The organism is Kribbella sp. CWNU-51 (genome assembly GCF_054073265.1).
This window is the reverse complement of sequence record NZ_JBSXMZ010000017.1, coordinates 1-23445: the sequence shown is the minus strand read 5'-3', so window position 1 is coordinate 23445 and position 23445 is coordinate 1. Positions and strand designations below refer to the sequence as shown.

At 68.7% G+C, this 23445-nt stretch carries 20 protein-coding genes and 1 rRNA gene; 9 read left to right on the top strand and 12 right to left on the bottom strand.

Translation table 11 applies throughout. The features are described from left to right. A 5S ribosomal RNA gene (gene rrf, locus ACXC9Q_RS21065) occupies positions 1 to 82 on the top strand; the annotation flags it as partial. Positions 83 to 141: 59 nt separating this feature from the next. On the opposite strand, the gene ACXC9Q_RS21060 is transcribed toward rrf, so the two are convergent. After that, complete coding sequence (locus ACXC9Q_RS21060; protein WP_457058313.1) at positions 142 to 423, bottom strand: helix-hairpin-helix domain-containing protein; 282 nt, start codon at positions 421 to 423, stop codon at positions 142 to 144. A gap of 77 nt (positions 424 to 500) precedes the next feature. Further along, complete coding sequence (locus ACXC9Q_RS21055) at positions 501 to 1505, bottom strand: hypothetical protein (protein WP_457058312.1); 1005 nt, start codon at positions 1503 to 1505, stop codon at positions 501 to 503. A gap of 101 nt (positions 1506 to 1606) precedes the next feature. Between ACXC9Q_RS21055 and ACXC9Q_RS21050 the strand changes: the two genes are divergently transcribed. Next, positions 1607 to 2092, top strand: coding sequence for an AAA family ATPase (locus tag ACXC9Q_RS21050; RefSeq protein ID WP_457058311.1), 486 nt, complete (start codon positions 1607 to 1609; stop codon positions 2090 to 2092). A gap of 5 nt (positions 2093 to 2097) precedes the next feature. On the opposite strand, the gene ACXC9Q_RS21045 is transcribed toward ACXC9Q_RS21050, so the two are convergent. The 5 genes from ACXC9Q_RS21045 to ACXC9Q_RS21025 all read right to left on the bottom strand — a co-directional run bounded on the left by ACXC9Q_RS21045 (position 2098) and on the right by ACXC9Q_RS21025 (position 8597). Beyond that, the gene (locus tag ACXC9Q_RS21045; RefSeq protein WP_329479372.1) at positions 2098 to 2748 is read right to left on the bottom strand and encodes a hypothetical protein; all 651 of its coding nucleotides are present in this window, start codon (positions 2746 to 2748) and stop codon (positions 2098 to 2100) included. A gap of 201 nt (positions 2749 to 2949) precedes the next feature. After that, positions 2950 to 6075 carry a chromosome segregation ATPase gene (locus ACXC9Q_RS21040; protein WP_457058310.1) on the bottom strand — a complete coding sequence of 1042 codons (3126 nt, stop codon included), beginning with the start codon at positions 6073 to 6075 and terminating at the stop codon, positions 2950 to 2952. Then, positions 6072 to 6743, bottom strand: coding sequence for a hypothetical protein (locus ACXC9Q_RS21035; protein ID WP_457058309.1), 672 nt, complete (start codon positions 6741 to 6743; stop codon positions 6072 to 6074). The genes ACXC9Q_RS21040 and ACXC9Q_RS21035 overlap by 4 nt, the downstream gene beginning before the upstream one ends. Then, positions 6736 to 7410 (bottom strand): hypothetical protein, encoded by a 675-nt coding sequence (locus tag ACXC9Q_RS21030; protein ID WP_457058308.1) that lies wholly within the window; start codon positions 7408 to 7410, stop codon positions 6736 to 6738. The genes ACXC9Q_RS21035 and ACXC9Q_RS21030 overlap by 8 nt, the downstream gene beginning before the upstream one ends. Beyond that, a complete protein-coding gene (locus ACXC9Q_RS21025; protein WP_457058307.1) occupies positions 7407 to 8597 on the bottom strand; it encodes a hypothetical protein in 1191 nt (396 codons plus the stop codon). The genes ACXC9Q_RS21030 and ACXC9Q_RS21025 overlap by 4 nt, the downstream gene beginning before the upstream one ends. Positions 8598 to 8923: 326 nt before the next feature. Here ACXC9Q_RS21025 and ACXC9Q_RS21020 point away from each other — a divergent pair, with 326 nt between their 5' ends. Genes ACXC9Q_RS21020 through ACXC9Q_RS21010 form a run of 3 tightly spaced genes read left to right on the top strand, consistent with a single transcriptional unit; the run spans position 8924 to position 11101 of the window. Further along, entirely contained in the window at positions 8924 to 9718 is a 795-nt protein-coding gene (locus ACXC9Q_RS21020) for a TrmH family RNA methyltransferase (RefSeq protein ID WP_457058306.1), read from the top strand. A 45-nt stretch (positions 9719 to 9763) separates the two neighbouring features. Then, the gene (locus tag ACXC9Q_RS21015) at positions 9764 to 10738 is read left to right on the top strand and encodes an SGNH/GDSL hydrolase family protein (protein WP_457058305.1); all 975 of its coding nucleotides are present in this window, start codon (positions 9764 to 9766) and stop codon (positions 10736 to 10738) included. Between the two features lie 12 nt (positions 10739 to 10750). After that, a complete protein-coding gene (locus ACXC9Q_RS21010) occupies positions 10751 to 11101 on the top strand; it encodes an iron chaperone (protein ID WP_457058304.1) in 351 nt (116 codons plus the stop codon). Positions 11102 to 11386: 285 nt separating this feature from the next. On the opposite strand, the gene ACXC9Q_RS21005 is transcribed toward ACXC9Q_RS21010, so the two are convergent. The 3 genes from ACXC9Q_RS21005 to ACXC9Q_RS20995 are packed head-to-tail and all read right to left on the bottom strand — an operon-like array spanning position 11387 to position 15531. Further along, positions 11387 to 12586, bottom strand: a complete 1200-nt coding sequence (locus ACXC9Q_RS21005) for an SWIM zinc finger family protein (RefSeq protein ID WP_457058303.1) — start codon at positions 12584 to 12586, stop codon at positions 11387 to 11389. Further along, positions 12579 to 14531: a DEAD/DEAH box helicase gene (locus ACXC9Q_RS21000; protein ID WP_457058302.1), complete on the bottom strand. Its 1953-nt coding sequence runs from the start codon at positions 14529 to 14531 to the stop codon at positions 12579 to 12581. The genes ACXC9Q_RS21005 and ACXC9Q_RS21000 overlap by 8 nt, the downstream gene beginning before the upstream one ends. A 10-nt stretch (positions 14532 to 14541) precedes the next feature. Next, complete coding sequence (locus tag ACXC9Q_RS20995; RefSeq protein ID WP_457058301.1) at positions 14542 to 15531, bottom strand: hypothetical protein; 990 nt, start codon at positions 15529 to 15531, stop codon at positions 14542 to 14544. A 132-nt stretch (positions 15532 to 15663) separates the two neighbouring features. On the opposite strand from ACXC9Q_RS20995, the gene ACXC9Q_RS20990 reads away from it, so the two are divergent. Continuing rightward, positions 15664 to 16638 carry a zinc-binding dehydrogenase gene (locus tag ACXC9Q_RS20990; protein WP_457058300.1) on the top strand — a complete coding sequence of 325 codons (975 nt, stop codon included), beginning with the start codon at positions 15664 to 15666 and terminating at the stop codon, positions 16636 to 16638. On the opposite strand, the gene ACXC9Q_RS20985 is transcribed toward ACXC9Q_RS20990, so the two are convergent. Then, on the bottom strand, positions 16628 to 17962 hold the full coding sequence (locus tag ACXC9Q_RS20985; protein ID WP_457058299.1) for a diguanylate cyclase: 1335 nt from the start codon (positions 17960 to 17962) through the stop codon (positions 16628 to 16630). The genes ACXC9Q_RS20990 and ACXC9Q_RS20985 overlap by 11 nt on opposite strands. Positions 17963 to 18082: 120 nt before the next feature. Between ACXC9Q_RS20985 and ACXC9Q_RS20980 the strand changes: the two genes are divergently transcribed. Continuing rightward, entirely contained in the window at positions 18083 to 18277 is a 195-nt protein-coding gene (locus ACXC9Q_RS20980) for a DEAD/DEAH box helicase (protein WP_329479348.1), read from the top strand. A gap of 36 nt (positions 18278 to 18313) precedes the next feature. Here the strand turns inward: ACXC9Q_RS20980 and ACXC9Q_RS20975 are convergent, their stop codons facing one another. Beyond that, positions 18314 to 19603: an MFS transporter gene (locus ACXC9Q_RS20975; RefSeq protein ID WP_457058298.1), complete on the bottom strand. Its 1290-nt coding sequence runs from the start codon at positions 19601 to 19603 to the stop codon at positions 18314 to 18316. 405 nt (positions 19604 to 20008) lie between these two features. On the opposite strand from ACXC9Q_RS20975, the gene ACXC9Q_RS20970 reads away from it, so the two are divergent. Continuing rightward, positions 20009 to 22588 (top strand): MXAN_6230/SCO0854 family RING domain-containing protein, encoded by a 2580-nt coding sequence (locus tag ACXC9Q_RS20970; RefSeq protein ID WP_457058297.1) that lies wholly within the window; start codon positions 20009 to 20011, stop codon positions 22586 to 22588. A gap of 133 nt (positions 22589 to 22721) precedes the next feature. Continuing rightward, on the top strand, positions 22722 to 23267 hold the full coding sequence (locus ACXC9Q_RS20965) for a hypothetical protein (protein ID WP_457058296.1): 546 nt from the start codon (positions 22722 to 22724) through the stop codon (positions 23265 to 23267). Positions 23268 to 23445: the final 178 nt, after the last annotated feature.

Below are 23445 nucleotides of genomic sequence, written 5' to 3'. Positions count from 1 at the left end.
CATTCCGAACCTGGAAGTTAAGCCCGACAGCGCCGATGGTACTGCGATCGGGAGATCGTGGGAGAGTAGGACGCCGCCGGACATTCACACTGTTAAGGGCCACCCCACCGGGGTGGCCCTTAACATATGTCCCGATGGTGCTCAACCAAGCAGCTGCTTGCGGCTGGGAGTGTAGGTCCACCACGGGCGGGCGGGATTGCCGTTGGCTTGGTCCACGGCGGACATGATGGTGTCGAGAAGGCACGGATCGTGGCGGCGTCCGTCGACCGTGCAGATGGTGTCGTAGATGTCGACCGGGTCGCGGCCGGCCAACTGGTGGACTTCGGTGATATCGGCACGCTGCAGGTAGCCGGCTACGGCCCGCCCCACGTTCATGAGGGTCGTCAGATCTGAGGTTGTGGTGCTGTCTCGAGTGGGTGGCATCTGTCGATCGTCACTCGCGCGGAGTCTGGTGTCTTGAAGGTTCGGACACCGACCGCGTCGACAACGTCCGACCAGGCTCAGTAGGTCTGGTAGTAGATGAGTTCGCCTGATTCACCAGACGCGGCGCCTTCGCTTGGGATGAACAGGCTGACCAGGATGGCCGGCTGCCCGTTCGGTGCGTTCAGAGCAGTCACGGTCGGATTCGCGAAGGCCGTGCTGCCGCCGTCAGTCCGGATACTGGTCTGATCGGCGTTGCCGGTCTGATAGTCGTACACGAACGTACGCCAGGAGCCGAAGTCGCCCTTGGTGTATTGACCCTCGATCAGACCGAAGCTGTAGCCGCGGAAGACGGCCTGGTCGCGGTCGCCGATGTTGCCACCGACACCCCAGTACAGCAGGGCGTTGTCGTAGTTCGGCTGCGCCGCCGTACTCCAGGAGCTGAAGTTGGTCAGCTGTCCGCGTTGCTGCCTGTCCCGGTCGCAGTTCCACCAGTAGTGCCCACCGATGTCGATCGTCGAATGGTCGATATCGGGGGAGAGGGTGATCCCGTAGATGTTCGGCGTGCCTTCGGCGCAGGATGACAACTGGCGGGGAGCGTCGAAGGATCGCGTCACCTGGCCGGCCAGCAGGTCGGTGCGGCTGGCGAAGTAGCGGAAGGCGAGGTGGTTGTTGCCACCTCCGGGCTGCTCCTGCTCCCAGGCCATCACGAAGCCGCCGTTCGATGCCTGGGCGATCGTCGGCTGCGACGCTGGTCCGGTGTTACTTCCCGCCAGCTCGCGGACCCAATGCCAGTTCAGTAGGTCGGTCGAGGTGGCGAGGTTGACCCGGAAGTGGCCGTCGGCCGCCAGATGATGGGAGACGGCCAGGTAGCCACCAGTCGCGTCCTGGATGATCTTGACCGTGTCCATCACGTGCCCGGCGTCGTCGTGCACCGCGTACCGCTTACCGGTCGCGCCGCTCACGTTCTCCACGATCGATCGAAGCTCGGCACGCGCCGGATCGGACGGCGGGGCGTCGGCGGCTGCGGGTGCCGAGACAGTGGCCAGAAGCAGCGCTGAGCAGGTCAGAAGTCTGGTGAGCATGGGCGGTCCTCCGTGGGGCGGGTTGTGTAGAACGCTTGCCCGCCGCCGAACCGGGGGAAACCCGTTGCCAACATCAACAGCCGGATGCGTAGGGTCTGCGCATGGAGCGTGCGGCGATGGTGCTGATCGTGGGGTTGCCGGGGGCGGGGAAGACGACGGTGGCGCGACGGTTGGAGGTTGAGCGGGCGGCGCTCCGGTTTACGCCGGATGAGTGGATGGAAGCGTTGCTCGGGGTGAGCGAGGACAACGGTCGGCGCTGGGTGCTGGAGTCGCAGCTGTTCTGGGGCCTAGCGGCTCGGGCATTGACGCTGGGCGTCAGCGTGATCCTGGACTATGGGTGCTGGTCCGAGACCGAGCGGGACCTGTTCCGGGAGCGGGCTCACGAACTCGGTGCGCGCACGGAGATCGTCGTACTGGATCTGCCGTTGGATGTGTTGTGGGAGCGGCTGCACGCGCGTAACGCGGCGTTGCCGGCCGGGACGTTCGCGATCAGCCGGGAGGAGTTGGTGGAGTACGCCGCTCAGTTCCAGGTACCGAGTGACGCGGAGCTGGCGCGGTGGGATCACCAGGTCGTTGCGACCGAGTGACCGGCCTACTCCTCGGGGGCGATGCCGACCAAAGCGGCTGCGGCGCAGATGTGGACCGGAGTGAGATCGGCGGGGGCGACCGGAGCCTGGAGCAGCGTCCCGCGCTCGAACGGCGTCAGCGTGATGTCGATGCCGTGGGCACCGGCCACGAGGCCGCGGACGTACGTGAGCCAGCCCATCATCGGAATGCCGCGGCGGAAGACCCCGGCCGCGGCGGCGAGCTCGGTGTCAGCGATGCTGGCCCACTGCGGTTCCCAGATCGTCACCACCGCGCGCAGGACCTGGGCGAACCGCTCGGACTGCGCGAGTGCGTCCTCGTCACTCCAGTGCAGCGTGAGCTGGTCGGAGACCGTGGTGAGCGTGCCGCCCATCGAGAGGTCGAACAGCCAGGGCAGCTCGCCGGTGCTCTGCAGATGCAGGCGGGTGGTGCTGGAACCGTTCGCGAGGACCTTGGTGGTCGCCTCGACCATCTCCTGGAGCGGGGTCGCAGCGTCGGCCTCGAGGACGTGGTAGCCCCAGCGTTCGTCCTGGGTCCAGTTGTGTACGTCGGGGAACGCCACCGCGACCGCGGTCAGCGTGCGGCCCACGCGCAGCGCGCGGTGCTCGACGGACTCGTCACGATGGGTCCACTGGGCGCGGAGCAGCCAAGATGCCATTCACGCCCTCCGATCGTGAGGTGGCCGGACCTGAGACGGTACGCCGATGATCGAGCCGTTGGCCAGAGCTCCGCGTACCCGGTGTGAGCGCTTACGGCGGTCCTCTGGAGCTGTCACCGAACTAGTTTGAGGCACCGGCGGTTCGGGAGTCAGCACCGGGGTCCGATTTTGGTAACCACCCAGCCAAAGTCTGGACAGATGTCAAGACGTGAGGGTCGGCGACGCGAGGTCGAGGGTCGGGGTGACGCCGCGGTAAGAGGTCAGCCACTCGCGGAGGAGTTCCACGCGGGCGGCGTAGTCCTCGTTGCCCTTGACGACGGGTGCCTGGTTGTACGCCATGGTGTCGGAGCTCCGGCGGAGCTTGACGTACAGGCGGGACGACGACAGGGCGTAGCGCTCCATGTCGTCCTGCAGCGCGCCGATGACGGTGATGTTCCGGTCGCGACCGATCTGCTCGAACAAGGCGACGGCCTCACGGCGGTGCTGGGAACCGAGATTCCGCCCCAGCTCGTCGAGGATCAGCAGCAGCGGCCGGTCCGAACCACCGGCGAGCGCGGCCGCGCACACCAGCTTGACCGCCTTCTCGTCCATCTGGGCCGTGTTGCCCTTCACGTTGAACGCGGAGAACGGCCCGCCCTCCGAACGCCGCCACTTCGGCGTGACAGTCCAGCGCCACGGCTTGTCCGGCTCGGCGGGCGGGTCGGGCTCTGGGAACTCCAGTTTCGCGCCGTACCCGCCGTACTGCTGGTCGAGGCGGTCGAACTCCTGGGAGACCAGGCGGAGCCGCGCCTTGATGCCGTCGGCAAGGGAGGCGCGGTGGGCGCGGGCGGTGCTCTCGGACTCCGCCAGACCCTCGCGAGCGCGCTCGAGGGCGGCGTTCCGTTCGGCGCGCTGGTTGGCGATCTGCTGTTGCTGCAGGCTGTCGAACGTCTCGTGCTGCGCGAGGTGGCTGCTCAGCATCCGCTGCAGTGCCGGGACCAGGCCGACGCGGGCGCCGAGGGTGCCGTTCGTCCAGCCGTCCGGGCCGTTGAGGATCTCCCAGAGTTCGGTCGGGATCTCCTCGCGGGAGCGCGCGTTCGGGAAGCAGCGGCGGATGACGTCGTCGAGCTGCGTGCAGGCCTGGTGGTTCCAGTCGGCCGTCGTACGGCGTTGCGCGTCGTCGGGCAGACCGAGAATGAACTCCTCGGCCTCGGCGGGCGTCGTGCCCCAGGCCGTGGTCCGAGTCGTCAGGTCGAGCGAGGTCTGCTCCTCGAGCAGCGTGAGCCGGCGGCCGGTCAGGTCGTCGAGGATCCGATCGTGGTCGCGGCGGGTCGCTTCGAGGTTCTTGAGGCGTTCGTCCCGGACGAGTTGCTGACCGGCGGCGGTCTCGGCGGAATCCTTGGCGGCCTGGAGTTGCGGCGCCAGCGAATCACGGTCGGTCTCGTGCCGGTCGATCGTCTCGCGGAGCGCGAGGACCTGCTCCTGGACCGATTCGGCGTCGGCCAGTGCGCGGGCCGCCGCCGTACGACGCTCTGCCTGGTCGACCCGGGATCGTGCCTGCTCCAGCGCCGCGGACGCGACGACCCGGGCCTCGACCGCGGCCTCGAGCCGGCGGCGGGCGGCCTCGATCCGGGCGGTCCGGCCGGTCAGCGGTTCGTCGAACTGCCCGACCGCGACAACGCCGGCGACGTCGTCGATGTTGTCCTTGGTCGCGCGTCCGCCGATCGCCGCGAAGAAGGCATCCAGGGTGAAGCGCTTGTCGGCGGACTTCGGGCCGCCGCGCTGACCCTTGCGGCTCGCGCCTGGCCGATTCGCGAGCACCAGAAGGAATCCGGCGTACCCGGCATCGGCCAGCGCAGTCGACGCGACCGCAGCGTCACCGGCGTCGATGACAACGGCCTCGCGGTACGGCGCGAGTCGCGGCTCCCACTCGGCTCGGTCGGCGGACGGCAGCTCGGTGATGTCGGTGAGCGCACCGCATTCGATGCCGGCGTTCTCGAGGACCTGCTGCTGTGGCGCCGACACGGTCTGGCCGCTCTCGGCCTCCCGCAGCTCGGCCGTCGCCTGGTCGACCGCGGACCGGGCCGCGTGCTCCCGGCCGATGTGCTCCTCGAGTACGGCGCGTGCCTCGGTCTGCTCCTCGGCCGCGGCGGCCAAGTCACGTCCGTCCGCCGAACGTCCCGCGTCCAGCAGTCGGCGGTGCTCCTGGCCGAGCCGCTCCAGCTGCTCGCGCACCGAACGCTGCGCCAGATCGAGCTCACGGTCACGCGCGTCCAGCTTGTCGCGCTCCTGCCGCGTCAGCTGGACGTCCCGCAGCAGGAGCTCCTCGTTGCCGAAGGCTTCGATCTCGGAGTCGACGGCCTCGCGTCGCGCCTCCTGCTCGGCGACGCGTTCGTCGAGTACGGCGAGTTCCTGCAGGATCTCGTCGTTCCGTGCCGCGCCCTCGATCAGATGCCGAGCGCACCGGGCCTGCCAGGACTCCTTCGCCGCGGCGAGCGCATCCCGGGCTGCGTCGCGCTGCAGGATGCCGGCCTCGACGGTCGCCATCTCCTGCTCCCAGCGCTGCAGGTCGGTCGTCGCCTGCTTGGTCGCCTCGCGTTGGGTGTGCTCGGCGGATCGATGCGCCTGCTCCTGCTCGAGCTCGTGGTCGAGGCCGGTGAGGGTGGCGATCGCGTTGAAGATGCGCGCCGGGCCGAGCTCGTTGAGCGGCTCGGCGAGGAGGTTGGCCGTCGGGCTGGACCGCACCGAGGTGGACAGGAACGAGACGCATCGGACCTGACCGCCGTACAGGACTGTGGACAGCTTGTTGGCGTGGAAGTCGGTGCGGCCGTTCGAGTGCGGGAGGGCGGACCACAGCGCGTCGGCGCCGGCGGCACGCTCGGCCTCGGTTGCGCCGTACGGGACGTGCAGGCCGTTCTTCCAGCGCAGGTCGATGTACGACGCTTTGCGGTTGATGCGGATCCAGACGGTGATCGCGGCCGCCTCGATCTCGGCGAGGTCGGTCAGGTCGGGGTCGGAGAAGACGCCGACGATGTAGCCGTGGTCGACGTTCGACCAGTTGCCCTCTTGGCCGGCGGCTTCGGCGGTGAACAGTAGTTCGGCCGCGCCGGGAGCGCCGCTGGTCAAGCGCCACTGGTCGTCGGCGTGCAGGAGGCTGAGCGCCGCGATCCAGGAGGACTTGCCGGCGCCGTTCGAGTCGGTCGGGCCCTGGCCGGCGACCGTGACGAGACCCTGGCCGACCATCGGGATCGGGTGCGTCGAGAGGCGGGACAAGTCGACGACCTGTACGCCGAGCAGCACCTTGGACCCGAGGATGTCGAACGGACCGTCCTCTGCTGCGCTGCTCATATAGCTCCTTCTTCTGTGCTGCTGTCGATCGTGATGCTGCTGCCGTTGCGGGCTCGGATGGCTTCGGCGATGGGGCTCGCAGGGGCGGTGGCGAGGATCAGCTGGTCTTGGAGCCGGCGGCGGGCGGCCGGGGTGAGTCGCTGGAGTTGAGGTCCGGGGATGTAGCTGGGGCCACCGGAGTGGTCGCCGGAGAGTTGGATCAGGCCGGCGGCGCGGAGGCGTTGAAGTGCTAGACGTCGCTCCTCGCCGCTGATCCTGGTCGTCCGCAACTCGTCGACCGTCGTGGGGCGGGCGGACTTCCAGCTGTCGCCGGTCAGGATGCCTTCGCTGCGGGGGATCGCTACCGAGTGGATCAGTACGAGGACGAGCACTGCGCGGTCGATGACGGACAGCGGCTGCCAGCCCTGGGCGGTCAGCGTCGCGGCGATGTCGTCGGCGTACCCGGACGTCCAGTGGGTGCCGTCGACGTGGACCAGCGTCCGCCCGATGAGCTTCAGCATCTTCTGCACATGCCGCCGAAGCGTCACGTCCCTGAGCCCGGCCAACTGCACCTCAGCCACCGGGTGTGCGGCGTACTGCACCGCACTGAACGCAGCCAGCACCTCATCCCGAGCCCGATCACTCAAATCCAGCAACAACGAATCAAACAACACATGCTGCTCACTCATCGGACCCCTCCCGGGTGGAGGCCGGCGTCAGGTTCGCTTCGGCGGGGAGGGGGTCTGCGTCTGGGGTTGGGGTGGTGGGGGTTGCCAGGAGGGGTGGGGGTGGGTCGGGGAGGTGGCGGCAGAGGTCTCGGAGGGTGGATTGGTCGGTGGGGGTCCACGTGATGACCCGGGGACCCAGGCGGACTTCGCCGGCCTTCTCGTTCCAAAGGAGCCAATGGGTGGCGTGGAGACGGCGGAGGCTGCCGATGATCAGGGTCAGGTCGCTGGGCTGCTCTGGGCGGCCGCGCATGGCGGCGTACACGGATCTGATCTGGGCGAGCGTGCCTGTCGAGCCCGGCCAGGCTGGGCCGCTGCGGTCGGTCCAGCAGCAGGTGACGCAGATGGCGAGGACCCGGGCGGTCTCGTTTGGCTGTTCGACGGCGACCGGGGGAGTGCCGAGCTCCTCCAGGACAGTGTGACCGGCGCCTGAGGGCAGCGTGGGCACTAGCCAGACGGTTGAGCCGTCGGGCGATGGTGCCCGCGTGAGGCCGGCGACCGCCGGTGTGTCCGGCTCGGCCTCGAGCGGGCCGGCAGACTGCACCTTCGCCCACCACAACGCGTTGTACAGCCGCCGCTCCACAGCCTCGGACGACCGCCGCTCGCCGCCCTCCGGGGACTGGGTGCTCATTGGGTCACCCGGCGGAAGGTGCCTTCGGTGGCCCAGGGGGTGCCGGCGGTGGGGTCTATTCGCATGCCGTCGGACCAGACGAGTTCGTAGTCGAGTTCGTCGTGGAGGTGGGCCGCTGTTAGGTCGGCTAGCACTCGGCGGGCGGTGAGCCAGTCGCCGGCGTTGTCTATGACCTCGACGATGTTTACCGACGTTCGTCCGGCTAGGACGCGTTCAGCTTCGGCGCGTAGTTCTTCGCGGTCTGTTGCGGCGGCTGATTCCGGGGCGTCGGCGTCCGCGGTGGGGCGGGGTGGCGCCATGCGGGCGGTGCCGGTGCGGCGGCCTGTCTCTATTGCCTCGACCATTGTTTGCGGCGAGAAGTCTGGGGCGGCTGCGTCGAATAACAGTCCGTCTAGGACGCCGGCCAGGACGTCCGGTTCGCTGCTTCGTGTGAAGGTCAGCCAGGTTTCGATGGGCAGGAGGCCGAGTGCGCGCGTCGTACCTGCTCGCTCCACCAAGCGCCCGGCGGCCAGCTGTACGGCGTCGGCGTACGCGGCCAGGGACATTCGCAGTGAGGTGCAGGCGCGATGCAGGGCCGGCCAGCGGTCCAGGACGATCCGGTGGACCTTCTCTGCTTGCTCGATCAGGCGTTCGTTGCCCCAGGCGAGCTGGGCGTTCTCTCGGAGTTGGGTGGTGGTGCTGGTGGAGACGAGGATGGCTAGCTCGTTGCCGAGGAGGCGGAAGACCTTGGTCAGTCGCTCGATCGACGCCTGGCCTTGCTCTGAGGTCGCCTGTGGGTCGCTGACGCTGTGGGCCTCCAGGGTGAGCAGTTGGTGCAGCTCCGCTTGGCCGCCCTGGACCGACATACGGCGGAGGAACATCAGCATCACGTAGGGGGCGAACGCGGCGCGGTGGCGGAGTTCGTTCGGGCGGTCGACGAGTTTGGTGATTGCGCCGTACTGGCGGAGTACGTCGAAGCGCCGGACGATCACGTCGTGCGGATAGGCGCGGCAGGCCAGCGTGGCTTGCTCGACGGTGAGGCCGTCGCTGCCGGCCTCGGCGAAGGCGTCCAGGATCGCCTGATCGACGTCGAGGAGGTCGGGGTCGACGATCATTGCGCCGGCCTCGCGGGCGAGGACGGCGAAGACCTGACGGTAGACGCGGAGGACTGCTGCCTCGGCCTCGGCGTCCAGCAATGTCGCGTCCATCGGTGCTCCCTCCCGTGTGATAGCGACCGGCTACCAGAGAAAAGGACTCTAACCACCCGCACCGACAGACCAAAACCGGGCTACCCGGCACCTGTGGACAACTTGCACAGGCGGGCCGGGAGCGGGTTGCGGGGGGTCTGTGGAAAACCGGATGACGGTCCAGGCGGGGGGTGTTTACGATCCGAGTGTGAAGAGAATCCTTGGCTGATGCGGTCCAGGTAGACCGCGTCAGTCCCACGGCGCCTTCGGGCGTTCGCCACGCCGGTGTGGGCCCAGTACAGGGTCCCCGGCGCGCTTGCTGATTCTCTCCTTCCGGAGCTTTGCACATGACCGTGCATGACGCGCGCTCGATCGGCGCGCAACACCCCCGCGTCCGCGACCTGCTCACTGTCCGCAAGGACGCCTCACCCGGCCGGATCATGGTGGAAGGCAGTTGGGAACACGACCGCCTGCTCACCACCCAGGCCCCGATCGACGCCTTCTTCTGGTGCCCCGAGGCCAGTACGACGTCCGCCGTACACCGGATCGCGGAACGCGCCGCCGAGGTGTACCGCATCTCGGAGAAGCTGCTCGCCCGCCTTTCCCGCAAGACCCGCTCCGACGGGTTGATCTCGATCGCTCGGCTGCCGGTGTGGTCGCCGCACGCGTTCCGATTCACCAGCGAGTCACTGGTGCTCGTCGCGGATGGAGTCGAGTACGCCGGGAACCTCGGCACCCTGATCCGTACCGCTGACGCGGCCAAGGCGGACTGCCTCGTCCTCACCAGCCGACGCGCGCGGCCGAGCCACCCGGCCGTGTACTCCGCCAGCCGAGGGACTGTCCTGTCCACTCCGGTCCTGGAGTTCGATGACATCCCGGCAGCCGCGACGTGGTTGCGCGACCACGGCTTCCGCGTCCACCTCGCCGACCCGGCGGCCACGGGTAGCTATCGGGTCCCGCAGTACGACGGACCGACGGCCTTCGTGGTCGGTTCCGAAGGGGCGGGCTTGTCGCGCGAGTGGCACGAGCAGGGCTTCGGCGCGGTGTCGATCCCGATGCTCGGCCAAGCGGATTCGCTCAACGTCGCGCTGTCGGCCGGCATCCTTCTGTTCGAAGCGCGGGCTCGGAAGGAAGGCTGGTGAAAGGCCAGGCAGAATGACACCGCCACCGATGAACAAGGAGTGCCCGTGCCGTTCGAGCCAGGCGAGGTCGTCGCCCCGTCAGATCCGCGCATCGTCCTCGAAGGCCAGTGGGGTCAGCAGCCGGGAGTGGCGATCACCGTCAACTCCGGCTCGCGGATCTCGTTCTCGTTCGCGGGCGAACGGCTCCAGTTGCTGTTCGACACGGAGGGTCTCACCGTCGCGCCGCATCTCTGGATCACGGTCGACGACGGCGAGCCGGAGCTCCACCTGATCGACGACCCGGTGATCGAGCTGTCCGCGCCGACCGGACAGCACCGGGTCGAGGTCGTGGTGAAGGACGTGAACGAGCACGTCAACCGGTGGAACCCGCCGTTCGAGTGTGCGGTCGTGTTTGCCGGTCTCGTGCTCGACGTGAACTCGCGGCTGCGGCTGAGCAGCCGGCCGGCCGGTCCGCGGCTCGAGTTCTACGGTGACTCGATCACGCAGGGCGTGCGGTCGCTGAGCTCGCACTCCGAGTCGGAGGGTGCCGACGGTACGACGACGTACGCCTATCTGACCGCCCGCGCGTTCGGCGCAACGTCGTACCAGGTCGGCTTCGGGAGTCAGGGGATCAGCAAGCCGGGCAACGGCGAGGTGCCGGCCGGGGTGGACTCGTTCGGCTGGAACTTCGCCGGCTCGCCCGCCGAACGGGTCGAGCCGGCCGACGTCGTCGTGATCAATCTCGGTGTGAACGACCCGACGCTGAAGCCGGAGGAATACTCCGGTTACGTTTCGCGGGTGCGCTCGGCGTACCCGGAGACGACGATCGTGGCGCTCACCCCGTTCAGCGGCAAGCATGCCGAGACCATCCAGGCCGCGGTGAAGTCCCTCGACGATCCGAACCTCGTCTGCATCGACTCCACCGGCTGGATCACCGAGGACGACTGCACCGACCTCGTCCATCCGACGGCCGCCGGCCACGCGAAGATCGCCGCCCAGCTGATCCCGGCGCTGGAGGAGCACACCTCGCTCCGGCGCTGAGAGGATGAGGGTATGGCGGAGAAGTTCTCGACTGTGGACGAGTACATCGCGTCGTTCCCGGCGGAAGTCCGAGAGGTGCTGGAGCAGGTACGGCGTACTGTCCACGCGGCCGTGCCCGGGGCGGGGGAGAAGATCAGCTACCAGATCCCCACGATCACCCTCGACGGCAAGTCGCTGCTGTACTTCAGCGGCTGGAAGGAACACATCTCCGTCTACCCGATCCCGCCCGTCGACGACGCCCTCGCGACCGCGATCGAGCCCTACCGCTCCGGCAAAGGCACCCTCAAGTTCCCACTGAAGGACCCGATCCCGTACGACGTCATCACCCGGCTGACCCAGGCCTTCGTCGCCGCCCGCGGTTAGTGCTGGGGCAAGGACATTGGGTCGTAACCGCGACCGGGCTGACCCGTCCGGCCATGCCTGTCGCCTCGTGACGACCACGCCCCCGAGTTGCTGCCAATCCGCCGCCGTTTGAGGGGTCAACCCCTTGGCGTGCGGGTTGCGGAACCAAAATTTGCCTCCGCAACCCACCACCTGCGGGGCTGGCCCCTCAACGGTGGCGGCGCGGGCCTGCCGGGTGTTCGTCAACCCATCGGTCCGGCGCGGCACTAGCTCCCGGGTGCCGGCGCGATCGCGGACCCGGTGCGTTTAGGGCGTCAGCAGGTCGCGGGGGTCGGGGGAGGGTGGGCCGGTCAGTGTCCAGTCGTTGAAGTGTTGGTTGAAGCGGTACCAGAGGGCGTCGGCGCCTAGGCGGAGTTGGGTTTTGCCGGCGGTGACGCGGTTGGCGTGGGTGGTGGCGCCGGGGAGAGCCTCGAGGGCTTCGGCCAGGGATGTTGGGTCGACGTCGGTTGGTTCGTCGACTGCGGCTGCGAGGCCGCCGGGGCCGGCTTCGCGCCAGGCGACGGCCCAGCTCGTGAGTTGGCGGGCTGGTACGCCGGCTCGATGCGCGAGATCGGCGAGGTCTGGCGTACCAAGGACCAAGGCTGCGCGGCGGGCGAGATCCTGTTCGAAGGTCAGGTCAAGACCACCGTCGCCGTCGCCGGAGGCGAGCTCCCAGGCTCGTCGGGCGGCGTCGGTGGCCAGCACGACGAGGTCTCGTACGTCGATGCCCGAGGATCGTGGTGGGTCCAGGACTCGCACGGCCGCCGGCGTACCGGGCGATCCCATTGGCCTCGGTGGAACGGGCACTGGAACCGGGCCCGGGGTGCTGGCTCCGTCTTCGGACGCGAGGTAGCGGGAGAAGGCCGCTATGGCGGGGATGCCTGGGGGTGGGGGAGTGCGGACAACCGTGGTGGGGACTGCTGGGGCCGAGCGCCGCGCGCGGAGGGCGGCGAGGAGTTCGTCCTTGCGGCGGCCGCGGAGGAGTAGGAGGGCGAACGGGTCGTCGTCGAGGGCGTCGGCGACGAGGTAGCAGACCGCGGCGGAGTGTTTGCAGGGGACGGCGAAGTCGGGGCAGCTGCAGTTGGTGAGGACCTCGCCTGCGCCTGGCAGCAGGTCCAAGCCGGCGGCGTGGACGTCGTCGACGACCTCGGGTGGGAGTTCGCCGTCGAGGAGCGCTGCCACGCGGCCGATCTGGGCTGAGACGACGTCGAGGACGGCGTCCCATTCGGTGGTCGAGAACGCACGGATTCGGACCGTCACCTGGTACGGCGTACCTCCCTTCCGCCGCCACCCCTGCCACGGCGCCCGCTCACCCGAAGCCCCCTGACCTTCCCGCGCCGCCCGCCCACCCGGTGACAGCAACTCCAGCGACCCCGACGCCCTCGGCGGCACCGAGTCGTCGGCTGCCTCTCGGGAGGTCTGGTTGTCCAGGTCGTCGGCGGGGTTGCGGGGTGGTTGGTCACTCATCGGGCTCACCGGCCGGGGACACGCGACCAACGACTGATGGGTTGTGGGGACCTGCGGCGCCGGCTCGTAGAGGAGTCGTGGACAGCTCCACGAGCTCGGACAGCTCGGTGTCGGACAGTTCACTCAACCAAGCCTCGCCCGAGCCGACCACCGCGTCGGCTAGGTTGCGTTTGGCGGCTATGACTGTGGAGATGCGGTCTTCCAGGGTGTTCTCGGTGACGAGGCGGTGGACCTGCACCGGGCGGTCCTGGCCGATGCGGTAGGCGCGGTCGGTGGCCTGGTCTTCGACCGCCGGATTCCACCAGCGGTCGTAGTGGACGACGTGCGTCGCGCGGGTCAGTGTCAGCCCGACTCCACCGGCCTTCAGCGACAACAGGAACACCTGCGCCTCGCCGCCCTGGAACTGCGAGACCAGCTGCTCCCGCTTCCGTACGCCGATCCCGCCGTGCAGGAACAACGTCTTGACCTGCCGCGCCGCCAGATGGGCCTCGATCAGCCGGCACATCTCGACGTACTGGCTGAAGATCAGCACCGACTCGCCCTCGGCCAGGATTACGTCGAGGAGTTCGTCCAGCGCCGCGAGCTTGCCCGACCGGCGCTCCAGCGGACCCGGCTCGTGCAGGAACTGCGCCGGGTGGTTGCACACCTGCTTCAACTGCGTGAGCAGGCTCAGCACCAGCCCGCGCCGCGCAATCCCTTCCGCGGACTCGATCTTGGCCAGCGTCTCCTTCGCGACCGCTTGATACAACGTCGCCTGCTCGGTCGTCAGCGGCACGACGACATCGTGCTCGGTCTTCTGCGGCAACTCCGGCGCGATCCCGGGGTCGCTCTTCTTCCGCCGCAGCAGGAACGGCCGAGTCACGCGCGCGAGCCGAGCGGTCGCCTCCTCGTCGTGATACCGCTCCACGGGTACGGCGACATCGTGCCGGAACCGATCGAGTGTCCCCAGCAGCCCGGGCGCCGCCCAGTCCAGGATCGACCACAGCTCGGACAACCGGTTCTCCACCGGCGTCCCGGTCAGGGCGATCCTCGTTGCCGACGGCAACGTCCTCAGCGAGCGCGCGGTCCGCGACAACGGGTTCTTCGCGTGCTGAGCCTCGTCCGCGACCGCGAGCCCCCAGAACACCTCGCCGAGAACCCGATGGTCCTGCCGCACCACGCCGTACGTCGTCAGGACGACCTCCTCCGGAGTCAGGTCGCTCAATGTCCTCCCGGCTCCGTGGTAGCGCCGCGTCGGCACGTCCGGCGCGAAGCGCGCGAACTCACGCTCCCACGTCCCCAGCAACGTCGACGGGCAGACCACCAACGTCGGCCCACGACCGCGTCCGAGCAGGTGAAGGTGCAACGCGATGACCTGGATCGTCTTGCCCAGACCCATGTCGTCGGCAAGACAGCCACCGAGACCGAGATCCGCGAGCTGCGCCATCCATGCGACCCCGCGCCGCTGGTAATCGCGCAGCGTGGCCTGCAACCCAATGGGCTCCACGAACGGCGCCGGCTCCTCGGCCGCGCGCAACCGTGCGAGCATCGACGCCAGCGACCCGTCGGCGTCGAACGCGACAAGCTCGCCGTCGACCTCGATGGTCCCGGTCAACGCGGCACCGAGCGCCTCCGCTCCGGTCAGCTTCCGCGTGCCGCCGCGACGCAGCTTCCGGACCAGGTCGTGATCGACTCGGACCCAGCGCCCGCGCATCCGGACCATCGGCCGCTTCGCCTCCGCGAGCGCGGCGACCTCCTGCTCCGTCAGCTCCTGCCCGTCCAACGTCGGCCGCCATCTGAACGCGACCAGGTCGGTCAAGCTGAAGTCCGGCCCGGTCACAGCACCAGGAGCCGGCGTCGCGACCGTCCCGCGCACTGCCAGCTCACCGGCAAAGAGTTCGGTCGGCCAGAGCACCTCGATCCCGGCGCCTTCCAACGCCGTGCTGCCTTCGGCCAACTCCTCCAACGCCGCATCATCAATACCGACTTCCGCCGGCGCCCGCATCGCGCAACGCGGCACCCAGCGGCGGCCAGACCCGAGCCCCACGACGCAACGCCAGCAGCAGATCGGTCTCCGCACGCTCCCCAAGAGCGGCGAGCACAGCGGCCGGCGCATTCCACACGTCCGACACATCGACCAGGAGGCTCGGATCCACGCCGCTCCGCAACTGCAGCACAGCCCGGAACGCGTCAACTGACTCGGACGGCGGCTCGATCCGCAGCACCAGCCGCGCGCCGGCCGCTTCACTCAAAGCAGTCTCGTCCAGCCACCCGGAAGGTCCGCTCAGCTCGATCGGATCCGAGGAAGCAAAAGGAGCCGCACCAGGACGTACGGCGACGGGAGCGGCCGGCGTCCGTACGAGCGTGTCCGCCAGCGCGTCCCAGAACGCTCGCACCAACTGCTCAGGATCGACCAGTCGCACCGGCCGCGTCCCCGCGATCGGCAGTGCATGTCCGTACGCCGGCATCGCGGCGCCGAGGTTCCGCAACCAGCCGAGGTCCAACGGATCCAGCGGCGCCACCCGCCAAGCGCCGTACCCATCAGGACTTCGATCCGGGACGAGCCGGCCCCGCCCGATCAGCCCCAGACCCGCGAGCGCGGCCGCCCGCCATGCCTCCCAACTCGCCGAGCTGGCCGAACCCGTCAAGGAACCGGCTGAGCCGGCCGCCGAGTTGGTCGAGTCGGCCGACGAACTAGCCGAGCCTGCCAAGGAGCTGGCCGAGCCCAGCGCCGAGCTCGTCAAGGAGCTGGCCGAGCTGGCTCCGTTGTCGGAACCCAGTCGCGAGAGGACCTCGTCGATCCGCAGGAGCCGGGCCGGCACCGTGGTCCGTCGCACGGCCGACCCCTTCGGCAGCACGAGATCGACCGTCCCGTCGGCGACCTCACCGGCCGCCGCGAGGTCGCCGTACAACGCCAACCGCCCCGCGCGCGGCGGGTCGGCGGGAACGAAGACGGCGTCGAACATGCCCTGCACAGTACGCCGGACCACCGACAACTTTCCGCCCGTCACACCGAACCTGTGGACAACCGCCCGAGTTGACCTGAACAAGCGTTGAGGTTGCAGGCTCGGAGCTCACAGACGATGAGGGAGCACGCTATGCGCGCAGCAGTGGTGACCGAGTTCGGCGGCCCGGACGTGATCAAGATCCAGGACCGGCCGGACCCGGTGCCGGCCGCCGGCCAGGTCCTGGTCGAGGTGATGGTCGCCGACGTCATCTTCGTCGAGACTGCCATCCGGAAGGGACAGCACAGCAAGTTCTTCGACGTGAAACCGCCTTACGTGCCAGGAGGTTCCCTGGGCGGTCGGGTCCGAGCCGTCGGCGCCGACGTACCGGGGGAGTGGATCGGCAAGACCGTCGTGGGCCGCGCCATCGGCTTCGGCGCTCACGCCGAGCTGGCGCTGACAACAGCCGATCTGATCGAAGTGCCCGCCGAGCTGGACCTCGAGACCGCAGTTGCTGTCTTCGGCGACGGCTTCACCGCTCTCATGCTCGAGGAACTGGCGCCACCGATGAACGGCAAGGACGTGCTGATCACCGCGTCCGCCGGCGGCATGGGCCTGCTCCTGACGCAGCTGGCGCGCCAGGCCGGCGCGCATGTCATCGCTGCCGCCCGCGGGCAGGAGAAGCTCGACCTCAGCAAGGCACAAGGAGCCGACACGGTGATCGACTACGGGAGGCCCGGCTGGGAGAAGTTGGTGCTAGAGGCAACGAATAACCACGGAGCCGACATCGTGTTCGAAGGCGCCGGCGGTGAGCTCGGCGCCACCGCGTTCACAGTGGTCAGGGAGGGCGGCTGGTTCTCGGCCCACGGAGCCCCGAGTGGCGGCTTCGCGGCGTACGACGCTGCCGAGGCGCAACACCGCGGGATCACGGTGAAGGGCATCGCCGACCTTCGCGCCGATACGACCACCACGACAGTCACCGGCGCGGAGGTGATCAGGCGAGCTGTCGCCGGCGACCTCGTCCCCGTGATCGACCGGGTCTACGACCTCGACCATGTCGCCGACGCGCACGCCGCTTTGGAGAACCGCGCCCTCCGCGGCAAGGCCCTGATCAGAGTCAGTCGGTGACCGGCTGATCACTGTGGTCGGTGACAGCGGGCGGGATGGGCCGGGCGGTGACGATCCGGTTCCGCCCGTCCCGCTTGGCGCTCAGCAGTGCGTTGTCCGCCGCGAGTACGAGCTGGTCCATCGTCTCCGCGACATCCGGGTACACCGCCGCGCCGAACGAGGCCGGCACGCCGGCGATCACAGCGGTGCTGGCGGTCGTGGTGGCCACCGACACGTTCAAGGCGCTGAGCCGGTCGCGGATCCGCTCGGCCACTTCCAGGACCTCGGTCTCCGAGGCTCCAGGCAGCAGCACCGCCAGTTCGTCGCCGCCGACGCGGGCGACCAGATCACCCTGCCGGACTTCTGCGCGGACGCTCTCGCCGACCGCACGCAACGCCTGGTCACCGGCCGGATGACCGTAGGTGTCGTTGATCTCCTTGAACTTGTCCAGGTCCAGCATCAGCAGACCCACGGTGCTGCGCAGAGTCTCGGCACGAGCCAACTCCACCGGCACAGCGCTGGCCCAGTACGCCGGCGTCGCCAGACCGGTCTTGACGTCGGTCCCCGCGGCCCGCTGGAACTGCGGAAGCAGGAGGTCGCGGTGCAGCGTCAGCACTGTCACCATGAGGATGGGCACCACCCATGGGTACGACGCCTGGAGCGCGGCAACCGCCACACCGAGACCGAGACCCGCGACCACGACAAGCTGGTCGGCCAGATCGCCTAGAGCACCACGAGCGGTGGCATCTGGAGACGACAGCAGGATCGCACCGATCACCAGTGCGAAGTTCACCAGCCACCACGTGGTGGCCGCGGCCACCACGACGAGCAGGGACCACGGTCCGGTCGGCACGCGCGGCTCGAACAGCAGGCCTCCGGCCCGCAGCACCGCGGCGGCCGCGGCACTGGCCAGGAGGAACGTGCTGGCGGAGAACACCTTGCGGTGCGCGATGGTCCGGCCGTAGACCCGGATCCAGGAGTATCCGTACGAGACGACGATCAGTGCGACGACCAGGCTGAGCGGGAGCAGCAGCAGGCCGGCGAACACCCAGAGGCTCTTCAGGTTCGTGTACGGCGAAGTATTCGCCGCCATTTCGCGTCGGCGCTCGATTCCGCGGGCAGACTCGAGGTGAAGCACCGAGGCGGCCGCCAGTACCGCGAAGGCGGCCCACTCGGCCGGCCTGACGCCGGTTCGGGCGCCGGACACCGTCGAGGCCACAGCCAAGGCGGTGATGATGACTGCAACCGCGTCGACGCCGAGCACATAACTCAGCGCGGGACGCGGCAACGACCAGAGCTTCCAGTGGCGGGGTGGCACCCACTTGCTCCGACCGATCAGAATCATGGTGGCCTCACACGGATAGACCTGAGCGGTAATTCTTGAATAGTAACTGACTGTTCACGCGAGGTCACCCCTGACCCGCATCAATTCCATCTGGCGGATGGCGAAGGAAGGATCGGCACCATGGCGAAGATCAGCACCGGCAACGAGTGGCTCCACGGCGGCAACGAGTGGTTCACCGGCGGCAACGAGTGGTTCCACGGCGGGAACGAGTGGTTCCACGGTGGGAACGAGTGGTTCACGCAGAGTGGCAACGAGTGGTTCCGTCAGTCCGGCGGATCCGGTAACGAATGGTTCATCAGCGGCAACGAATGGTGATCCACGGCTCCGCACCGAAATTTCTTTACTGACATTTTACGGAGCGTGTCCGGAGGTATTTTCCCCTGAATCTCCGGCCACTCGTCCGGCACCGTTTTCGGCGGTGCCGGCCCGGGATCGGCGGGCGCGTGTCCACGCGGCGCCCGCCGCCAGGGCGGCGATCGTGCCTAAGCCGCCCATCACTCCCAGAGCGACCGACGGCGAGGACTCGTTGGCGATCAGGCCCGCGAGCAGAATGCCTGCACCCTGACTGCTCTTGAGAGCTGTGCTGGCGACTCCGAACGCCTGTCCTCGCTGCGCGTCCGGCACCGCCTGGACGAACGCCGCACTGGTAGGCAGGTGGTACGCCGAGGCGAGGCCTGACACGGCCCACAGCGCCACTGTGACGGCGAGTCCTGGCGCCAGGAAGCAGACGATCAGTGGAGCGCACGCCAGCATGGCCAATGGGCCAAGGAGGTTCATGCGGCGCTCGGGTGACCAGAGAGTGATGAGCCACATCCCTGCGACAGCGCCCGCCGGGCTGGCGGCCAGCAGGAGTCCGGCGGCTGTGGTGCCCTGGCCGATCTCGTGCGCGTAGGGGACCGCCAGGCCCTCCACGGTCACGTAGAAGCCGGCGATCGTCGCCAGGACGACCAGTGCGCGCAGTTTCGGCGTACGAGCGACCAGGGAGACGCCGGCGGACAGGTCTTTGAAGTAGTTGGTCGGTGGCGCATCAGTGTCACGGGCAGGCACAGCGCGGCGTCGTACGCCGATCGCTATCAGCACTGCGGACAGCAAAAAAGTCGCGGAGTCCAGCAGGAGGCCACCGGACGTCCCGACGGCGACCACAACCACGCCACCGGTGCCGAAGCCGAGGACCTGGCTGAACTGCACGACCATGTCGTTCGCAGCCTTGCCGAGGACGTAGTGATCCCCCGGGAGTACGGCGGGGAGCGTCGCTGCTCGTGCGGCGTTGAAAGGCGAGCCGAACGCCTGCAGAGCGAGCAGGAGCAGGACGACCACCACCAGTGGCAACGCCTGGATCGCCATGGCTGCGACGAGAACCGCACGCGCGAGGTCGGTGACGATCATGACAGTACGGCGCGGATACCGGTCGGCGATTCCGGCCAGTAGCGGCCCGAACAGCAGGTCCGGCACGTAGGTCAGGGCGTAGGTGAGCGCGGTCAGCCCCGCGGAGTCGGTGCGGTCGAAGACCAGGACCGACAGCGCCACACGCGCCAGCTGGTCGCCTGCGACGGATAGAACGCCGGCCAGGAACAACGCCCTGAACTCGGCGTGTCCGAACACGTCCCGCCAGCGCGCACGCTCGATGACCCCACCCACCATGCCTAAGACCTTAACCACAATCCGTGGCGTGACACATCCCGGCTGTGACTGAAAGGGTTTCCCTCCGGCGGCAGAGCCCTGGTTCAAAGGTTTGTTCACGGCGCATCAGTGCCACATGGGGCACCCGGTTGTGACGAGTTTGGGTGAACGTTCTACTCTGGAGTTCTCCGGTAGCGGGGTCTGGGCGGGGCGGCCCCGACCCTGCTACCGGAGCTCTTCTTTGTGGGGCCCAGCCCGCACGCAAATTGCCTGACCGGGCGGAGCGAAAACTGTCCGTGGTCACCGGTAGCGTTCTCAGTGCCAGGGGCGGCTCCGGGACGTGCTTCCTTCTCCTTCACCAGGCCAAGTAGCGCGTCCGCTCTCCGCCCCTGGCGCCTTTGTCCACGCCACCTGTGGGGAGACGCGATGCCGGATCTGGGGACGCACACCGCGGCCGAGGCACAGGCGGCCGTGCTGCTGCGCCGCCGACGCCTCGTCGACGTCACCACGCTGACCCCGCCAGTGCGACGTTCCGCCTGGCACTGGCTTCGTCGTCCGCTCACCATCCAGGTCGGACTGTCAGCACTGCAGGCCGACCTGATCCAGCGCGGCTTCCTGCTGTCCGTCGAGCTCTACCGGCACTGCGGCTCGCTGTCAGCGCCGGCCCTCGCGGGCTTCGGCAAAGCGCTGCTCGACCTGCTCGACGCCGAGTCCGGTCACGACACCGACCACACCCCGCTGTTCCGCGGTTTTCCGGAGAGTGTTCCCGGCGACACGGACACGTTCTACGTCAACCGAGTCTTCGCGCGACTCCTGCAAGAGCCCGAGCAGCCCTGCGTCCTGTGCGGCGACGCGAAGTCGGTGCACGCCGTCTCGCCGTGCGCACATCTGGTCTGCCGGACCTGCTGGGACGGTTCGGACTTCAGCGCCTGCCCGCTCTGCCTGCGCAGGATCGACCCGAAGGATCCGTTCCTCAAACCAGCGTTCGACGAAGTGCAGTCGGCGCACGTGCGCTCCGAGCGCCTGCGCCTGCTCTCCCTGGCGACGGCCGACGCGGCGAGACAGACCGTCGAAGCTCTCCTCGTACGACGCTCTCCGCTGTCGGCCGTGGATCGTGCCGACCTGCAGGTGCTGCTCGTAGGTGCCGATCCGTCCTGGCTGCCCGGCGACATCCCGGTCCGGGAGACGCGTGCGCTCGTCATCGCACACTTCCTCGACGATGATCCCGAGCTGATCGATCGCGCCGCTACGGCGACCGACGTACTGCGGCTGCTCTACGCGCTGATGGATGCCGATCCCGGGTTACGGACGCCGCCGGCCCGGCGGAAGTCGTTGCCTCGGGCAACGCGGCGGCTGGTACTGCAGCGGCTCGACCGGCTGCCGGCCGAGCCGCTGATCGAGGACATGCTCCGGCACGAGCGGGCCTGGAAGCGGATGGCGGAGAACCTGCATCCGTTCGAGTTCGCGGCCCGGTATCCGGTGGCGGCGCTGGCATTCAGCATCGTGCGTCGTACCAATGTGGACCTGAGGACGGCGGCCGGGCGAGCGGTGGCGAGCGAAGCGGCGCGGCATCCCTTCATCCGTTTGGAGGATGGGCGGCTGGCCACGAGCACGTTTGCGTCGCGAGTCGAGGGCGCGCTGGCGACCGGGCGACCGGAGCACGCGCTCGACCTGTTGCGGCAACGGCCGGGGGAGTTGGTGCGGCGCCTCGTGCACTTGGCGCGGGCCTTGCCCACTGATCAGCAGGGTGCGCTGGTGGACGCGTTGACGACCGCGGTCTCGGATGTGTCTCCGGCGGTCATCACGGCCGCGCTCGGTCAGGTGCGCACGCCGCCGGGCGATCTCCGGTTGTTCTTCCCGCGTGGTGGGACGGCGCGGATCTGGACGGCGGTGGACGAGCGTGAACCGTTGCCGCCCGAGCTGACCGCCGCGCTGTCCGGCGCACTCGTCGGCGAAATGTTGCGTCGGGCAACGGATTTGCCGCGGTGGCGACGGGTCTTCCTGGACGAGGAGCTGACCCGGCTGGCGGCCCCGGGGTCGGAGCGGGGCTCGTCGTCGACGTTGCTGCGGATGACGCGGGGGAGTGCGGTTCCGATCCCGCCGGACGAGCTGCTGCGGTTGTTCCTGCACTGGGTCGAGCCGAGCGGCCGGCGGGTCAATCTCGATCTGTCGGTGGCGGTGTTCGACGAGGAGTGGGGTTTCGTCGGGCTGTGCGACTACATGCGACTGCGCTTCGACCAGGACGCGTTGGTGCATTCGGGCGACCTGACCTCCGCGCCGTCGCCGGCCGGGTCGACGGAGTTCGTGGATCTCGACCTGCGCGCGGTCAGGCGAGTCGGCGGCCGGTATGTGCTGCCGGTGGTCTTCAGCCACAACAACGTGCCGTTCGACGAGCTCGAGCGCGGGTTCGTCGGCGTCCTGCGGCAGCCGAACGGCCTGTTCGATCCGGCAGCGGTCGAGGAGCGGTTCGACCTGACCGGCCCGGCGAAGATCCTGCTGCCGTTCGGCGTCGACCTCCTGACGAAGGAACTGCGCTGGTACGACGTCAACCTCAGCGCGGCCGGTTACGGTCACAACATCGCGCGGTACGGCGGCCACCTGGCGCTGATGGCGGCGACCCTGGAGGAAGTGCACGGCTCCGGCGACCGGGTCAGCCTGTGGGAGATCTGCTGCTGGCACGCGGCCGCCCGCGCCGACGAGATCGCCGTACGGTGTGCCGACGGGTCTGTGGTCGGCTACCGGCGCGACCCTGCCGAGGACCTCGCGACGTTCGCGCGGCGACTCACGGCTCGTTTGGAGCCTGACCGGGTCTGGGACGAGGACGCCGCCGACCGAGCCGACTTCGTCGCGGTCCTCACCGGCGACGTCACCCCTCGCTCGGGTGCCGAGATCTACGCGCTGCACCCGCGTCTTCTCGACCACGCGAGTCACACGCTGATCGACGCTCCACACCTGCTCGCCGTACTGGCTCCCGACACCCGGGCGCACGCGCCGCTGCCCGGCTGAGCCTGACCCGCGCTCGGGCGAGTCTGGCAGGAGCCTGAGAAGAGTTTGACATTTCCGTGACGGCCGCGCGGTGCGTGCTTTGGTGCGCTTCGGAGCAGGAGTACAACGGAAGTGATGGCGAAGGGAGCCACGAATGACGTATGACGTGGTGGTGCTCATCGAGCGGGAGATGAGCGAGGGCGACGCGCGCCGTGTTGCCGCCCTGCACGCAAGGCGCGAGGAACCCGTGAAGTACGACCTGCTGATCTCCAGCCACCCGGAGCGTGGATTCGGTGGTCCGATGGCGTTGCTGGGCTCGACCTTCGCGGATGTGGCCGGCCTCACCGGCTCCGCGCCTGTGGTCGGGTCCGCGACCGGCCCGTCAGCACGCGTCAGCCCAACGGTGGCCGCGAGGCGAGCATCGTCGGCCCTCGCCGACCCGGCCGACGACCTGGCCTCGGTGATCGAGCACAGTTCGCACCGGCTCCGCGACGCGAGCCGCTACCCGGTCAACGTCTCGATCACGCATGGCGAGGTGCTGCTGGCCCTGATGTCGCTGGTCAAGAGCACCCGGAGCCAGGAGGTCGTCGTGGTCGCCTGGCCCGAGACCGCCGCCCGCTTCCTCTGCTCAGACTGGATCACGAAGGCCCGCAAGATCCTCAAGGTCCCGCGGGTCCGGATCCTCGAACACGACACCTGACCACCTGTTCCGAACGACAGGAGGTAGTCACCGCCGGCAGCGGGCGGGTTCCCGGGGTGACGGCGCGCACCGCCACTACCTCCTAATGGGTGTTATCGGGTCGGTTGGTGACAGACTCGGTGGCTGGTAGCCGCTGGTGGGTGAGCACTGATACCTCCTGGACTGTTTGAGTCCTGTC

What these genes read in the sequence shown, in the direction of transcription:
- ACXC9Q_RS21060 (WP_457058313.1), bottom strand. Translation starts at nt 423, where the DNA reads ATGCCACCCACTCGAGACAGCACCACAACCTCAGATCTGACGACCCTC.
- ACXC9Q_RS21055 (WP_457058312.1), bottom strand. Translation starts at nt 1,505, where the DNA reads ATGCTCACCAGACTTCTGACCTGCTCAGCGCTGCTTCTGGCCACTGTC.
- ACXC9Q_RS21050 (WP_457058311.1), top strand. Translation starts at nt 1,607, where the DNA reads ATGGAGCGTGCGGCGATGGTGCTGATCGTGGGGTTGCCGGGGGCGGGG.
- ACXC9Q_RS21045 (WP_329479372.1), bottom strand. Translation starts at nt 2,748, where the DNA reads ATGGCATCTTGGCTGCTCCGCGCCCAGTGGACCCATCGTGACGAGTCC.
- ACXC9Q_RS21040 (WP_457058310.1), bottom strand. Translation starts at nt 6,075, where the DNA reads ATGAGCAGCGCAGCAGAGGACGGTCCGTTCGACATCCTCGGGTCCAAG.
- ACXC9Q_RS21035 (WP_457058309.1), bottom strand. Translation starts at nt 6,743, where the DNA reads ATGAGTGAGCAGCATGTGTTGTTTGATTCGTTGTTGCTGGATTTGAGT.
- ACXC9Q_RS21030 (WP_457058308.1), bottom strand. Translation starts at nt 7,410, where the DNA reads ATGAGCACCCAGTCCCCGGAGGGCGGCGAGCGGCGGTCGTCCGAGGCT.
- ACXC9Q_RS21025 (WP_457058307.1), bottom strand. Translation starts at nt 8,597, where the DNA reads ATGGACGCGACATTGCTGGACGCCGAGGCCGAGGCAGCAGTCCTCCGC.
- ACXC9Q_RS21020 (WP_457058306.1), top strand. Translation starts at nt 8,924, where the DNA reads ATGACCGTGCATGACGCGCGCTCGATCGGCGCGCAACACCCCCGCGTC.
- ACXC9Q_RS21010 (WP_457058304.1), top strand. Translation starts at nt 10,751, where the DNA reads ATGGCGGAGAAGTTCTCGACTGTGGACGAGTACATCGCGTCGTTCCCG.
- ACXC9Q_RS21005 (WP_457058303.1), bottom strand. Translation starts at nt 12,586, where the DNA reads ATGAGTGACCAACCACCCCGCAACCCCGCCGACGACCTGGACAACCAG.
- ACXC9Q_RS20995 (WP_457058301.1), bottom strand. Translation starts at nt 15,531, where the DNA reads ATGTTCGACGCCGTCTTCGTTCCCGCCGACCCGCCGCGCGCGGGGCGG.
- ACXC9Q_RS20990 (WP_457058300.1), top strand. Translation starts at nt 15,664, where the DNA reads ATGCGCGCAGCAGTGGTGACCGAGTTCGGCGGCCCGGACGTGATCAAG.
- ACXC9Q_RS20985 (WP_457058299.1), bottom strand. Translation starts at nt 17,962, where the DNA reads ATGATTCTGATCGGTCGGAGCAAGTGGGTGCCACCCCGCCACTGGAAG.
- ACXC9Q_RS20980 (WP_329479348.1), top strand. Translation starts at nt 18,083, where the DNA reads ATGGCGAAGATCAGCACCGGCAACGAGTGGCTCCACGGCGGCAACGAG.
- ACXC9Q_RS20975 (WP_457058298.1), bottom strand. Translation starts at nt 19,603, where the DNA reads ATGGTGGGTGGGGTCATCGAGCGTGCGCGCTGGCGGGACGTGTTCGGA.
- ACXC9Q_RS20970 (WP_457058297.1), top strand. Translation starts at nt 20,009, where the DNA reads ATGCCGGATCTGGGGACGCACACCGCGGCCGAGGCACAGGCGGCCGTG.
- ACXC9Q_RS20965 (WP_457058296.1), top strand. Translation starts at nt 22,722, where the DNA reads ATGACGTATGACGTGGTGGTGCTCATCGAGCGGGAGATGAGCGAGGGC.